This is a genomic window from Streptomyces sp. NPDC043853 (assembly GCF_056436025.1).
The window spans coordinates 202794-216465 of the sequence record NZ_JBWKDJ010000004.1 but is presented as its reverse complement, the minus strand read 5'-3'; the positions used below and the strand labels follow the sequence as shown (position 1 = coordinate 216465).

Genomic DNA, 13672 nt, shown 5'->3' with positions numbered 1-13672 from the left:
GGCTGTTAGTTCGTTACCTTACCTAATCTTTGACGCTTTCTTGACGTGATAGTCACATTGTGAAACGTCAGTTCGACGAAGTCCCTGACACCGCGTCCGAACGGGCGTGGTGCTGCGCCTATGGTTGCTCCCAGCACTCAGGACCACCCTGCCCCTCGAAGGACAGCGATGCCCGCCAACGATTCCGCCCCCTCCGCCAAGAAGAAGGGGCGACGCGCCCGTCTGATCGTGCTCACCCTGGTGCTGGCGCTCGTCGCGGGCCTCGGTTACGGGGCGTATTGGAGCGTGGACACTGTGCGCGCCTCCTTCCCGCAGACGACCGGCAGCCTGGCCCTCCCGGGCCTCACCGGCACCGTCGAGGTGAAGCGCGACCGCCACGGAATCCCGCAGCTCTACGCCGACAACGACCTGGACCTGTTCCGCGCGCAGGGCTTCGTGCACGCGCAGGACCGCTTCTGGGAGATGGACGTCCGCCGCCACATGACCTCCGGGCGCCTCTCGGAGATGTTCGGCAGCGGCCAGGTCGAGACCGACGCCTTCCTGCGCACGCTGGGCTGGCGACAGGTCGCGCAGACCGAGTACGACTCCAAGCTCTCGCCCGAGACCAAGAAATACCTCCAGGCGTACGCCGACGGGGTCAACGCGTACCTGAAGGGGAAGTCCGGCAAGGACCTCTCGGTCGAGCACGCGGCCCTGAAGATCAGCGACGACTACGCGCCCGAGCCGTGGAGCCCGGTGGACTCCGTGGCCTGGCTCAAGGCCATGGCCTGGGACCTGCGCGGCAACATGCAGGACGAGATCGACCGGGCGCTGATGTCCGGAAAGCTCACCCCGGAGCAGATCGACCAGCTGTACCCGGCCTACCCCTTCGACCGGAACAAGCCGATCGTCGAGGGGGGCAAGACCGAGTCCGGCGCGTACGTTCCGCAGGGCCAGTCCGGCTCCGGCACGACGGGTCGCGGCTCCACCGGCGCCGGGCGGAACTCCGTCACGGCCGGCGGCACCGGAACGGGCGCCGGCACGGGTACGGGATCCGCTTCCGGCACCGGAACCGGATCCGGGACCGGCACCAGCACCCAGACCGGGAACGGCACCACCTCCCCGGCCGGCGCCACCGAGGGTCTGCGCAGCCAGCTGACCGCCCTCTCCGGCACCCTGGACGAGGTCCCGGCCCTGCTCGGCCCGAACGGCAGCGGCATCGGCTCGAACTCGTGGGTCGTCGCGGGCAAGTACACGACCACCGGCAAGCCCCTGCTGGCCAACGACCCGCACCTGGCCCCGCAGCTGCCCTCGGTCTGGTACCAGATGGGCCTGCACTGCCGTAAGGCCTCACCCGACTGCAGGTTCCAGGTGGCCGGCTACACCTTCTCCGGCATGCCCGGCGTGGTCATCGGCCACAACCAGGACATCGCCTGGGGCATGACCAACCTGGGCGCCGACGTCACCGACCTCTACCTGGAGCAGGTCCGCCCGGACGGCTACGTCCGCGACAACAAGGTCCTGCCCTTCAAGACCCGCGAAGAGGTCATCAAGGTCGCCGGCGGCGCGGAGAAGAAGATCACCGTCCGCGCCACCGACAACGGCCCGCTGGTCTCCGACCGCAGCGACGAGCTGGAGACCGTCGGCACCCGCGCCCCCGTCGCCAGCTCCGCCCCCGACCGGGGCAACGGCTACGCGGTGGCCCTGCGCTGGACCGCCCTGGACCCGGGCAAGTCCATGGACGCCGTCTTCAAGCTCAACCAGGCCAGGAACTTCCAGGACTTCCGGAAGGCCGCCCGCGACTTCGAGGTCCCCTCGCAGAACCTGATCTACGCCGACACCAAGAACAACATCGGCTACCAGGCCCCGGGCCGCATCCCGGTCCGCGGCCAGGGCGACGGCCGCCTGCCGTCCCCCGGCTGGGACTCCAAGTACGCCTGGAAGGGCGTCCCGGGCGGCACCGCCGGCTGGATCCCGCAGGACGAGATGCCCTGGGACTACAACCCGCAGCGCGGCTACATCGTCACCGCCAACCAGGCCGTGGTCGAGACCGGCAAGGGCAAGTACCCGTACACGCTGACCACCGACTGGGGCTACGGCGCCCGCAGCCAGCGGATCAACGACCTCATCGAGGCGAAGATCAAGGACAGCGGCAAGATCTCGACCGACGACATGCGGGCCATGCAGATGGACAACAGCAGCGAGATCGCCACGCTGCTCGTCCCCATCCTGTCCAAGATCCACATTTCGGACCCGGACGTGCGCAAGGCCCAGCAGCTGCTGGACGGCTGGAACTACACCCAGGAGCCGGACTCCGCCGCGGCCGCCTACTTCAACGCGGTCTGGCGGAACATCCTCCGGCTGTCCTTCGGCGACAAGATGCCCAAGGAGCTCCGGATCGAGGGCAGCTGCCTGAACGTCCGCGACGCGACCTCCGGCCCGGTCGACGACCTCGCCGAGACGGTCCGCGAGTGCGGCATGCGCGACGCCGACTCGGCCCAGCCCGACGGCGGCGACCGCTGGTTCGAGGTGGTCCGCCGACTGATCAAGGACGAGAAGTCCGGCTGGTGGAAGGCGCCCGCGACCCGCACCGCCAAGGCCGCCACCACGCGCGACGAGCTGTTCGCGCGGGCCATGCGCGACGCGCAGTGGGAGCTGGTCGCCAAGCTGGGCAAGGACCAGAGCACCTGGAGCTGGGGACGGCTGCACCAGCTGATGCTGCGCAACCAGACCATCGGCACCGAGGGCCCCGGCTTCCTGCAGTTCGTGCTCAACCGGGGTCCCTGGAACCTGGGCGGCGGCGAGGCCACGGTCAACGCCACCGGCTGGAACGCGGCCGGCGGCTACGCCGTCACCTGGGTCCCGTCCATGCGGATGGTCGTGAACCTCAACGACCTGGACAAGTCCCGCTGGATCAACCTGACCGGCGCCTCCGGGCACGCGTACCACCCGAACTACACGGACCAGACGGACCTGTGGTCCAAGGGCGAGCTGCTGGACTGGCCGTTCGGCCCGGACGCGGTGAACGCGGCGACCGAGGAGACCCTCACCCTGAAGCCCGAGGGCTCCTGACGGCAGGGCCCCGACAGGGCCCTCACCCGCCGGACCGACCGGCGAACCGGCGCACCCCCGACGGGGTGGCCACCGCCTGCACGGGGTGGTCGTGCGGCTCCTCCGGGACCCGCGCGACCACCTCGTGGTCGTAGAGGAGCACCACCAGCGCCGGATGCGCCCCGGCCTCCGCCAGCCGCGCCAGCACCCGGTCGTACGAGCCGCCGCCGCGGCCCAGCCGCATCCCGCGGCCGTCCACCGCGAGGCCGGGCAGCAGCACCGCGTCCGCCCCGGTCACCGCCTCCGGGCCGAGCCGCGGACCGGCCGGCTCCAGCAGGCGGATCTTGCCCGGGTGCGCCGCTTCCGCGAGGCTGCCCGGGCCCGTGTACTCGGCCCAGTCGAGGTCGTTGTCGGGCAGCAGCACGGGCAGCAGCACCCGTTTGCCCGCCCGCCGCAGCCCGTCCAGCAGCTCACGCGTCCCGGGTTCGGTCCCCACCGAGACGTACGCCGCCACCGTGTGCGCCTCCGCCAGTTCGGGCAGCCCCAGGGCCCTGACGGCCAGCGCGCCGGCCGCCGCGTCGGCCGCAGCGGGGGGCAAAGCGCGCCGGGCCGCGAGCAGTTCACGGCGCAATTCGGACTTGGCGGATCGGTTCTCTGTCACGGCTCGCCTTCAAATCCCTTCCCCATACCGGATCAAATCGGTATTTGTTTACCGGAATATAACTCTCGGTCCTTGCGTACCCTCTATCGTTCTGCCCATGACTCAGTTGCACCCCGTGATCACAAAGGCCGTCATTCCGGCCGCGGGCCTCGGTACTCGCTTCCTCCCGGCGACGAAGGCCACTCCGAAGGAAATGCTCCCGGTCGTGGACAAGCCCGCCATCCAGTACGTGGTGGAAGAGGCCGTCAACGCGGGCCTGGACGACGTGTTGATGATCACGGGACGCAACAAGCGGCCGCTCGAGGACCACTTCGACCGCAACTACGAGCTGGAGTCGGCCCTCGTCGCCAAGGGCGACGACGACCGGCTGAAGAAGGTCCAGGAGTCGAGCGACCTGGCCACCATGCACTACGTCCGCCAGGGCGACCCGCGGGGCCTGGGCCACGCCGTGCTCTGCGCCGCCCCGCACGTCGGCAACGAGCCCTTCGCGGTGCTGCTCGGCGACGACCTGATCGACCCGCGCGACCCGCTGCTCCGCCAGATGACCGAGATCCAGCAGCGCACCGGCGGCTCCGTCATCGCGCTGATGGAGGTCCCCGCGGAGAACATCCACCTCTACGGCTGCGCCGCGGTCGAGGCCACCGAGGAGACGGACGTCGTCCGCATCACCGGCCTGGTGGAGAAGCCCGACGCGGCCGACGCCCCGAGCAACTACGCGGTCATCGGACGGTACGTCCTCAACCCCGCGATCTTCGACATACTGCGGGAGACCGAGCCGGGCCGCGGTGGGGAGATCCAGCTCACCGACGCCCTGCAGAAGCTGGCCGCCGACGAGACCTTCGGCGGTCCGGTGCACGGCGTGGTCTTCCGGGGCCGCCGCTACGACACCGGAGACCGTGCCGACTACCTCCGGGCCATCGTCCGCCTCGCGTGCGAGCGTGAGGACCTGGGGCCGGAGTTCCGCACCTGGCTTCGCAGTTACGTCACGGAGGAGATGGAGTAAGCCTTGAGCAGCACCGCATCCCAGGACACCGCACACGGGCCGCAGCGGCTCTGGTCGGTGGACGAGCACCTGGCGGACATCCTGGCCACGGTCAGGCCGCTGGAGCCGATCGAGCTGCAGCTGCTCGACGCCCAGGGCTGCGTCCTGGTCGAGGACGTCACCGTGCCCGTCGCCCTGCCGCCCTTCGACAACAGCTCCATGGACGGGTACGCCGTCCGGGTGGCCGACGTCCAGGGGGCGAGCGAGGAGTTCCCCGCGGTGCTCTCGGTCATCGGGGACGTGGCGGCGGGCAGCGGCGAGCTGCCCACCGTGGGCCCCGGCCAGGCCGCGAGGATCATGACCGGCGCCCCGCTGCCGCCGGGCGCGGAGGCCGTCGTACCGGTCGAGTGGACCGACGGCGGCACCGGCGGCGGTGCGGCGGCCGGCATGACCCCGGCCAGCGCCGCCCCCGAGGGGGCCGGCGGCGAGGTGCGGGTGCACCGGGCCGCCGAGGCGCGCGCCCACGTCCGGGCGCGCGGCAGCGACGTGCAGGCCGGTGACCTGGCGCTGGCCGCCGGCACGCTCCTCGGGCCGCCGCAGATCGCCCTGCTGGCGGCCATCGGCCGCGGCACGGTCCGGGTCCGGCCCCGCCCGCGCGTGGTGGTGCTGTCCACCGGCAGCGAGCTCGTGCAGCCCGGCGAGGCGCTGGCCGCCGGGACCATCTACGACTCCAACAGCTTCGCGCTGGCCGCGGCCGCCCGGGACGCCGGGGCCATCGCCTACCGGGTCGGGGCGGTCGCCGACGACGCGGACACGCTGCGCGCCACCATCGAGGACCAGCTGATCCGGGCGGACCTGCTGGTCACCACCGGCGGGGTGAGCGTCGGAGCGTACGACGTGGTCAAGGAGGCCCTGTCGGCGGCAGGCACCGCGGAGAGCGCCGGGAACGCCGGGAACGCCGGGAACGCCGGGAACGCGGCAGACGACGGGGGCGCCGCGGCCGCCGGCGGGATCGACTTCCGCAAGCTGGCCATGCAGCCCGGCAAGCCGCAGGGCTTCGGCTCGATCGGCCCCGACCACACCCCGTTGATGGCCCTGCCCGGCAACCCGGTGTCCTCGTACGTCTCCTTCGAGCTGTTCGTACGCCCGGCCATCCGCGCGCTGATGGGTCTGCCGGACGTTTCCAGGCCGGTGGTCCGGGCCCGGCTGGAGGCCGACAAGGCGCTCGGCTCGCCCGCCGCCCGCCGGCAGTTCCTGCGCGGGACGTACGACGCCGAGGCCGGCACGGTCCGCCCGGTCGGCGGCTCGGGCTCGCACCTGATCGCCGCGCTGGCGCACGCCGACTCGCTGATCGTCGTCCCCGAGGACGTCACCTCGGTGGAGCCGGGCACCGACCTGGACGTGGTCCTGCTCGGCTGACCCTCACGGCGGTCCGGGGGGTCCGGGCCGTGCGGGCGGTCCGGGCGGTGCCGGCGGTGCCGTCCGGCTGACGGTCCGCCCGGCCCGCCCCGCCCCGCTACGGGTAGCGTGTGTTGCACCACACAGGCCCGGCGGGGCCCAGAGCGGAGCGGCACAGCGATGAGTACCCAGAGCAGGCTGACGCACATCGACGAGGCGGGCGCGGCCCGGATGGTCGACGTGTCGGAGAAGCAGGTCACCACCCGCACGGCGCGGGCCAGCGGGCGGGTCCTGGTCGCGCCCCGGGTGATCGAACTGCTGCGGGGCGAGGGAGTGCCCAAGGGTGACGCCCTCGCCACCGCGCGGATCGCCGGGATCATGGGCGCGAAGAAGACCCCGGACCTGATCCCGCTCTGCCATCCGCTGTCGGTCTCCGGTGTCAAGGTCGACCTGACGGTCGCCGACGACGCGGTGGAGATCCTCGCCACCGTGAAGACCGCGGACCGCACCGGCGTCGAGATGGAGGCGCTGACGGCGGTCGCCGTCGCCGGCCTGACCGTGATCGACATGGTGAAGGCGGTCGACAAGGGCGCGGTGATCACCGACGTCCGGGTCGAGGAGAAGACCGGCGGGAAGTCGGGCGACTGGAGCCGTTCGTGAACGCGCCCCGCGGCGGCGAGGTCCACAGCCACGCCCACCCGGAGCAGGGAGCGGCCCCGGTCTCCGCACCCGCCCCCGCACCGGCCACGGCCCCCGCGCCGGTTGCCGACGGCCCGCGCGGCCTGGTGGTCACCGCCTCCAACCGGGCCTCCCAGGGCGTCTACGCCGACAAGGGCGGCCCGCTCCTGGCCGAGGGCCTGCGGAAACTGGGCTTCGTGGTCGACGGCCCCCGGGTGGTCCCGGACGGCGACCCGGTCGAGCAGGCGCTGCGCGAGGGCGTGGCCGCCGGCTACGACGTCATCCTCACCACCGGCGGCACGGGCATCTCGCCGACCGACCGGACCCCCGACGCCACCGCCCGGGTGGTCGACTACCAGGTCCCCGGCATCCCGGAGGCCATCCGCGCCGAGGGCCTGGCGCACGTGCCCACCGCGGCACTGTCCCGTGGCCTGGCGGGCGTCGCGGGCCGCACCCTGATCGTCAACCTGCCCGGTTCCACCGGCGGGGTCCGCGACGGGCTGGCCGTGCTGTCCCGCGTCCTGCCCCATGCGGTGGACCAGATCCGCGGCGGCGACCACCCGCGGCCGCCGGCCGGGCCCTCGGGGAGCGCGAGCTGAACGGGCCCTCCTGGCCGGTGGTACTGAGCGATGGCGACGTGTCGCTCCGGCCGATAAAACTGCGGGACCAGCGTGACTGGCGCGAGGTGAACCGGCGCAACCGCGAATGGCTGCGCCCCTGGGAGGCGACGATCCCGCCGCCCGCGCCCTGGGGTCCGGTGGTCCAGCGTCCGACGTACCGGCAGATGGTGCGGCACCTGCGGGCCGAGGCGAACGCCGGCCGGATGCTTCCCTTCGTCGTCGAGTACCAGGGGCGGCTGGTCGGGCAGCTGACGGTGGCCGGGATCACCTGGGGCTCGATGTGCGCCGGCCACGTGGGGTACTGGGTGGACCGCGAGGTGGCCGGGCGGGGCGTCATGCCGACCGCATTGGCGCTCGCCGTGGACCACTGCTTCCGCCACGTGGGCCTGCACCGGATCGAGGTGTGCATCCGGCCCGAGAACGGGCCGAGCCGCCGGGTGGTGGAGAAGCTCGGGTTCCGCGAGGAGGGGCTGCGGCCGCGCTACCTCCACATCGACGGCGCGTGGCGGGACCACCTGGTCTACGCGCTGACGGCGGAGGAGGTGCCGGAGGGTCTGCTGGAACGCTGGCACCGGCGCCGCGTACAGCATCGCCAGTAAAACGCAAATCTGTTCGAATTCGATCGGCATCGGCCGATCACCTGATCCGAAGAATCACAAAAAAAGTCGGTGATATCAGCCAGATCGTGCGACACACCGGCTCAATTGGCCGATGCCCCCGCCCGCGCCCCTCTACGGTGTGAGGTGTGAGCAGCAGCGGCCTCATCTACGCAGTCATCGTCGGGGCCTGGGCCGCCTACTTGGTGCCCATGTGGCTCCGGAGGCAGGACGAGCTGAACGAAGCCCGTCCGACGGAACGCTTCTCCACCGCCATCCGGTTGCTTTCCGGACGGGCGGGAATGGAGCGCCGTTACGCCAAGGAACTGCGTGAGCGCGGTGGTGAGGAGGCGCAACCCCACGCGGACCCGGACGCGGCCACGGAATTGGTGAATTCCGTCGAGGCCGACGCCCGGGCCTCAGGCATGTCCCCGACCCGTGCGGAGCCGCGGACCGCCGCCGCGGAGCGGATGGAGCGGAACCGGCGCGAGAAGCGCCACCAGGTCCTCGCCCGCCGCCGGCGCACCACCGCGGTCCTCTTCCTCGTCTTCACGCTCGGCGCGATCGTCGCCGCCGTCGGCGGCCTCCGGTTCCTCTGGGCCCCGGCCGTGCCCGCCGTACTGCTGAGCACGTACATCGCGCACCTGCGGGGGCAGGAGCGGCGCCGGTTCGCGTTCACCATGGACCGCCGCCGCGCCGAGGCCGCGGCGCGCCGCCTCCGCGAGAGCCGTCAGCCGCGCCGCCGCGACCCCGAGGATCCGGCCGCGGGCGCGGAACCCGACCCCGCGCCACCCGTCTCCCCCCAGGAGGCGGGCCGCCGCGCGCTGGTCGAGCAGACGGACCACGCCGAATGGGTGGACCAGCAGAAGGAGCGCGAGCGCGGCCCCGCCCGCGGCGACAGCTGGGAGCCGGTCCCGGTCCCGCTGCCGACCTACGTCACGGCCCCGGTCGCCCCGCGCGCCAACGGCTCCCCGGCACCGGACGCCTGGAGCCCGGCCCGCTCCAGCACCGCGGAGCCCACCGACCCGCGCCTGCGCGCCCAGCGCTCCGCGGCCCCGCCGGCCTCCCCCAAGGAGACCGGCCGGACCTCGTCCCGCCGCCCGCGGGAGGCCGGCCGCACCCCGCTGTTCGACCAGTACGAAGCCGAGGAAAGGCCCCGCGCCGCCAACGAGTGATCATCGGTTTTGGACCAGCGGCGCGGGGATGCTAATGTTTCACACGTCGCAAGGGCCTGTGGCGCAGTCTGGTAGCGCACCTCGTTCGCATCGAGGGGGTCTGGGGTTCAAATCCCCACAGGTCCACAGACGACAGTTCTTGAGTAGCTCTCAAGAATCGTCACGAGATCCCGTTCCGCCGCCAGGCGGGGCGGGATCTCGGCGTTTCGGGGCCTGTTCGAGACGGTGTCCGATCGCCCGTCCCGGTTGCCCGGCCGGCCGGGGGCGGGGTGAAGGGGATTCCTGGGGGTGGTTCGCGTACGCGACGCTTCCGACCACCTGGAGGCATGACTGCTCGCGGCGCTACCGAGCCACTGGACAGTTCGGCGATGTCCGAATGGACGACGCTTGCCTGCAGTTCTGGGTACGCCCGCTGGGCCTGCAGCTGATCAGCTTCATCGGCGAGGCCCCGACAGGGCGGAAGCTGCCGTTCGTGGTCGAGCCCGAGGTGCTGTACCGGGAGCAGGGCCGGGTCGCCTGGCATCCTGGTGTGGTGCGGGGTCCGAGCGGACTGTTCACCACCCTGGAGGTACGCGCGGAAGGCGGCGTGGAGACAGAGCTTCTCGGGACGGGCTGGCAGTTGGGCGACCACCCCGAGAACGCCCCGCTGCCGCTCGGCATCACGGCCGAGTCCCGCGGATCCCTTCTCGAGACGGCGACAACCGTGGTCGGCAGCGAACGCGCCCTCCGGGCAGACCGCTGGTTCACCCCAGAACGGGGTCAGGGACTTCGTCTCCACTACGAAGTGCCTCCACTCGGAGTGCACGTTGTCCGCGACGTCCGCGGCAACGAGCACGGATGAATCCAGTGCCACGGATGTCGCGGCCGGCGGCCACCGGGAAACGATCACCTCGCGAACAGGCGTTTCAGGGGTGTGTCAGTCCCGCAGTGATCAGCCTGTCGGCGAGTGCCAGGCGGAAGGAGTTCCTGACGGCTGTGTGACGCCTGCGCGGGACATGGCTCGGCCTCCTCTCGTCCTCGGACGGCGGCCTCTCCGATCGCGCCGGGCCGCCGTCCGGGGTAGGGGGATTCGCCCGAACCGGTCCAAGCCCGGCCCGTCCGGCCGATCCCGAGTGCGGCGCAGAGCCTGCCGGACTGGCCGGGGGGCACGATCGGGCCCGCATACACCCAGCGGACGGCGAGGAGACCGACGTTGCCACGAACGAACGAATCACCATCGCGCCATCGGCGCCGGCCGCGGCACCTCCGGCTCGCGCCGCTCCTGGCCCTGATCGCAGCCCTGGTGGGGGTGTTGCCGGCCGCGGCCACCAACGGGACGGTGTGGACGACCCTGCCGTCGATGCCTTCGCCGCGGCACCATCTGGCGGGGGCCGCCGCGCCCTGCCCGCCGGGACAGACCGGCACCTGCATCTACGCCCTGGGCGGCCACACCTCCACCCTGGCCCTCCTCCCGGAAGGCGCCACGGGCACCCTGGAGTCCTACAACCGGCTCACGAACGCCTGGACGACGCTGCGTTCGATGCCCACATCCCGCTACGGCCTGGCAGCGGCCGCCGCCCCCTGTCCGCCGGGGCAGACCGGCACCTGCATCTACGCCATCGGCGGCCAGGACAGTGACGGCGTACGCGTGGCCACCGTGCAGTCCTACAGCCCGGCCACGAACGCCTGGAGCCAGCTGACCTCCATGCCCGGACCGCGGGCGTACCTGGCGGCAGCAGCCGCCCCGTGCCCGCCTGGGCAGAGCGGCACCTGCGTGTACGCCGTCGGCGGCTCACTGGAAACCTTCAGTGGTTCCGGTTCCACCCTCAACACCGTGCACTCGTACAACCCCGCCACCAACGCGTGGAGCCCAGTGGCCCCGATGAACACGCCCCAGGGTGCGCTGGCGGCAGCCACCGCGCCCTGTCCACAGGGGCAGAGCGGCACCTGTGTGTACGCGGTGGGCGGCATCGACAACAGCCTGAGCCCCGTGGCCACCGTGCAGTCGTACAACCCCGCCACCAACGCCTGGAGCCCGGTGACCGCACTGCCGACCCCTCGGCGGAACCTGACGGCGGCCGCCGCGCCCTGCCCGCAGGGGCAGAGCGGCATGTGCATCTACGCCGTCGGCGGCCGCACCTTCGGAGCCGAGTCGATCTCGGGCGCCTTGAACACGGTCGAGTCGTACAACCCTGGTACCAATGCCTGGACGACGCTGACGGCGATGCCGACAGCCCGGTCGGGTCTGGCCTCAGGGGTCACCGTATGCCCGCCGGGGCAGACCGGTTCCTGCGTCTACGCCGTGGGCGGCGCCGTCACCAGCGGTGCCTTGACCACGGTGGAGGCTCTGGACCCGCCGATTCCCGCCGTCTGACCGCACAGGCTCTGGGCGGTCTGCCCTGTCAACAGGCAGGGACGGCTGCCGGGGCGGGACGGCGCGTGCCTGGACGGCGTCGGCCGGGGCCGGTCCCTTCGCGTCGGCGCCTCTCAAGAACCGCTGTCGGTGACGCCGGACGCGTTGCGCCCCGACCGAGCAGCGTGCTGGAGGGGGCACGTCGTCCGAGGAGAACCGTCTCGCCGCCCTTCCCGGCCAACCCTGTCCGGGAATCGGCGGAGTGCGGGCGGCCCCAGCGCGCAGAATGACGTCATGGTGATCAAGGCGCGGGGTGGGGCGGCGGGGCAGGCGTGGGCGGCGCTCGGCGGGGCGCCCGAGGCGGTCCGGAAGGTGCGGTACCGGGGGGCGGGCGGGTTCGCCGACGGGCCGCTGCCGGTGCGGGAGTTGGCGCGGGCCGCCGTCGGGGTGTGCTCGCTGGCCGCCGCCGAGCTGGACGCCGTACGGGCCGGGCGGGACGAGCTGCCCGAGGTGGAGGTCGACGAGGGGGCCGTGACCGCCGCGTTCCTCAGCGAACGGCACCTGCGGGTGGACGGGCGGACCCCGGTGGTCTTCGCGCCGCTGTCCGGCTTCTGGCGCGCCGCCGACGGCTGGGTGCGGACGCACGCCAACTATCCGCACCACCGGGCCGCGCTGGTACGGGCCTTGGGGCTGGAGGCGGAGACGCCCGAGGAGCTGGCCGAGGCCGTGGCGGGGCGCACGGCGGCCGAGGTCCAGGAGGCCGTGTACGGGGCCGGCGGGCTGGCGGTGGCCGTGGCGGACGGGTACGGGGCGCCGCAGCCGTTGGTGGAACGGGCGGCGCGGATGTGGGGGGACCGGCCCCGGACGCTGCCGAAGGCGCCGGAGGGGCTGCCGATGGCGGGCTTCCGGGTGCTGGACCTGACCAGGGTGATCGCCGGGCCGGTCGCCACGCGGACGCTCGGCCTGCTCGGCGCGGACGTGCTGCGGATCGATTCGCCCCGGCTGCCGGAGGCGGACGACGCGCAGGCGGACACCGGCTTCGGGAAGCGGTCGGCCCGGCTGGACCTCGCCGACTCCGGGGACCGGAAGGTGTTCGAGCACGTGCTGGACGAGGCGGACGTGGTGGTCACCGGCTACCGGCCGGGCACCCTGGACCGCTACGGGCTGGGCGCGGAGGAGCTGCTGGACCGGCGGCCCGGGCTGGTCGTGGCCCAGTTGTGCGCCTGGGGCTGGTCGGGGGAGTGGGCGGGCCGGCGCGGGTTCGACTCGTTGGTGCAGGCCGGCTACGGCATCTCGGCCGCGTACGCCGGCCCGGACGGCACGCCGGGCGTGCTGCCCGCGCAGGCGCTGGACCACGGCACGGGGTATCTGGTGGCCGCCGGGGTGATGCGGGCGCTGTCCGCCGGGGGCGGCCGGTCCCTGCGGTACTCGCTGGCGGGTACGGCGTCCTGGCTGGTCCGGGACATCGCGGCGGAGCCCCGGCCGGCCGGGCCCTGCCCGGCGGAGCCGTGGCTGAGGGAGGCGGAGTCGGCGTACGGGCGGCTGCGGTACGCCGCCCCGCCGCTGGCCTTCGGCCCGGGGGACTGGACCCGTACGCCGTCCCGCTGGGGGACGGACGTCCCGGCGTGGTCGTGACCGCCGCCGGGCAGCGGGCCGTGCGTCAGTGGTGCAGGGTCTTGGCCATGCAGCGGCTGCTGTCGTAGTCACGGTAGTAGCCGAACTTCGGGCACATCGCGTAGCCCGAGGAGAGGTACAGGGCGATGGCTTCGGGCTGCTGGTCGCCGGTCTCCAGGACCATGCGGGTGCGGCCCGCGGCGCGGGCGTCGGCCTCGAGCTCGGCGAGGATGCGCCGGGCCAGGCCGTGGCCGCGGGCGCCGGGTATCACGTACATCCGCTTGAGCTCGGCGTCGCCGTCCGAGTAGCCCTCGTCGTTGCGGTCCTGGCTGCGCCAGCCGCCGCTGGCCACCGCGACGCCGGCCGGGTCGTAGGCGAGCAGGTAGCGGCCGCGCGGCGGTTCGAACATGGCCGGGTCGAGCCAGGTGGCGTCGCCCTCGCCCTGGTACCGCTGCTGATACTCGATCTGGACCTCGTCGTTGAGCTTCACCGCGTCGGGGTGGTCGTACGTCACGGTGCGCAGCTGGATCCCGTCAAACATCCGGATATCGTACGGCGGGTTCGGCTGTCCGGGATGTGGCGGATC

At 72.7% G+C, this 13672-nt stretch carries 12 protein-coding genes and 1 tRNA gene; 11 read left to right on the top strand and 2 right to left on the bottom strand.

From position 1 onward, the window contains the following. Positions 1-168 precede the first annotated feature (168 nt). Positions 169-3051, top strand: a complete 2883-nt coding sequence (locus AC067U_RS13180; RefSeq protein ID WP_478829755.1) for a penicillin acylase family protein — start codon at positions 169-171, stop codon at positions 3049-3051. A 22-nt stretch (positions 3052-3073) separates the two neighbouring features. Here the strand turns inward: AC067U_RS13180 and AC067U_RS13175 are convergent, their stop codons facing one another. After that, positions 3074-3691, bottom strand: coding sequence for a 5-formyltetrahydrofolate cyclo-ligase (locus tag AC067U_RS13175; protein WP_478829754.1), 618 nt, complete (start codon positions 3689-3691; stop codon positions 3074-3076). Positions 3692-3788: 97 nt separating this feature from the next. Here AC067U_RS13175 and galU point away from each other — a divergent pair, with 97 nt between their 5' ends. The 10 genes from galU to AC067U_RS13125 all read left to right on the top strand — a co-directional run bounded on the left by galU (position 3789) and on the right by AC067U_RS13125 (position 13107). Continuing rightward, a complete protein-coding gene (gene galU, locus AC067U_RS13170) occupies positions 3789-4694 on the top strand; it encodes a UTP--glucose-1-phosphate uridylyltransferase GalU (RefSeq protein ID WP_478829753.1) in 906 nt (301 codons plus the stop codon). 3 nt (positions 4695-4697) lie between these two features. Then, a complete protein-coding gene (gene glp, locus AC067U_RS13165) occupies positions 4698-6092 on the top strand; it encodes a molybdotransferase-like divisome protein Glp (RefSeq protein ID WP_478829752.1) in 1395 nt (464 codons plus the stop codon). 159 nt (positions 6093-6251) lie between these two features. After that, positions 6252-6731 (top strand): cyclic pyranopterin monophosphate synthase MoaC, encoded by a 480-nt coding sequence (gene moaC / locus AC067U_RS13160; RefSeq protein WP_478829751.1) that lies wholly within the window; start codon positions 6252-6254, stop codon positions 6729-6731. Beyond that, positions 6728-7348, top strand: a complete 621-nt coding sequence (locus AC067U_RS13155) for a MogA/MoaB family molybdenum cofactor biosynthesis protein (RefSeq protein ID WP_478829750.1) — start codon at positions 6728-6730, stop codon at positions 7346-7348. Before moaC ends, AC067U_RS13155 begins: the two co-directional genes overlap by 4 nt. A 17-nt stretch (positions 7349-7365) precedes the next feature. Further along, the gene (locus tag AC067U_RS13150) at positions 7366-7968 is read left to right on the top strand and encodes a GNAT family N-acetyltransferase (RefSeq protein WP_478829749.1); all 603 of its coding nucleotides are present in this window, start codon (positions 7366-7368) and stop codon (positions 7966-7968) included. 146 nt (positions 7969-8114) lie between these two features. After that, a complete protein-coding gene (sepX, locus tag AC067U_RS13145) occupies positions 8115-9140 on the top strand; it encodes a divisome protein SepX/GlpR (RefSeq protein ID WP_478829748.1) in 1026 nt (341 codons plus the stop codon). Positions 9141-9192: 52 nt separating this feature from the next. Beyond that, positions 9193-9266, top strand: a tRNA-Ala gene (locus tag AC067U_RS13140). A gap of 250 nt (positions 9267-9516) precedes the next feature. Beyond that, positions 9517-9981 (top strand): hypothetical protein, encoded by a 465-nt coding sequence (locus AC067U_RS13135; RefSeq protein WP_478829747.1) that lies wholly within the window; start codon positions 9517-9519, stop codon positions 9979-9981. A 498-nt stretch (positions 9982-10479) separates the two neighbouring features. Continuing rightward, on the top strand, positions 10480-11493 hold the full coding sequence (locus AC067U_RS13130) for a Kelch repeat-containing protein (protein WP_478829746.1): 1014 nt from the start codon (positions 10480-10482) through the stop codon (positions 11491-11493). Between the two features lie 273 nt (positions 11494-11766). Continuing rightward, the gene (locus AC067U_RS13125) at positions 11767-13107 is read left to right on the top strand and encodes a CoA transferase (protein WP_478829745.1); all 1341 of its coding nucleotides are present in this window, start codon (positions 11767-11769) and stop codon (positions 13105-13107) included. A 25-nt stretch (positions 13108-13132) separates the two neighbouring features. Here the strand turns inward: AC067U_RS13125 and AC067U_RS13120 are convergent, their stop codons facing one another. Further along, positions 13133-13627: a GNAT family N-acetyltransferase gene (locus tag AC067U_RS13120; RefSeq protein WP_478829744.1), complete on the bottom strand. Its 495-nt coding sequence runs from the start codon at positions 13625-13627 to the stop codon at positions 13133-13135. Positions 13628-13672 lie beyond the last annotated feature (45 nt).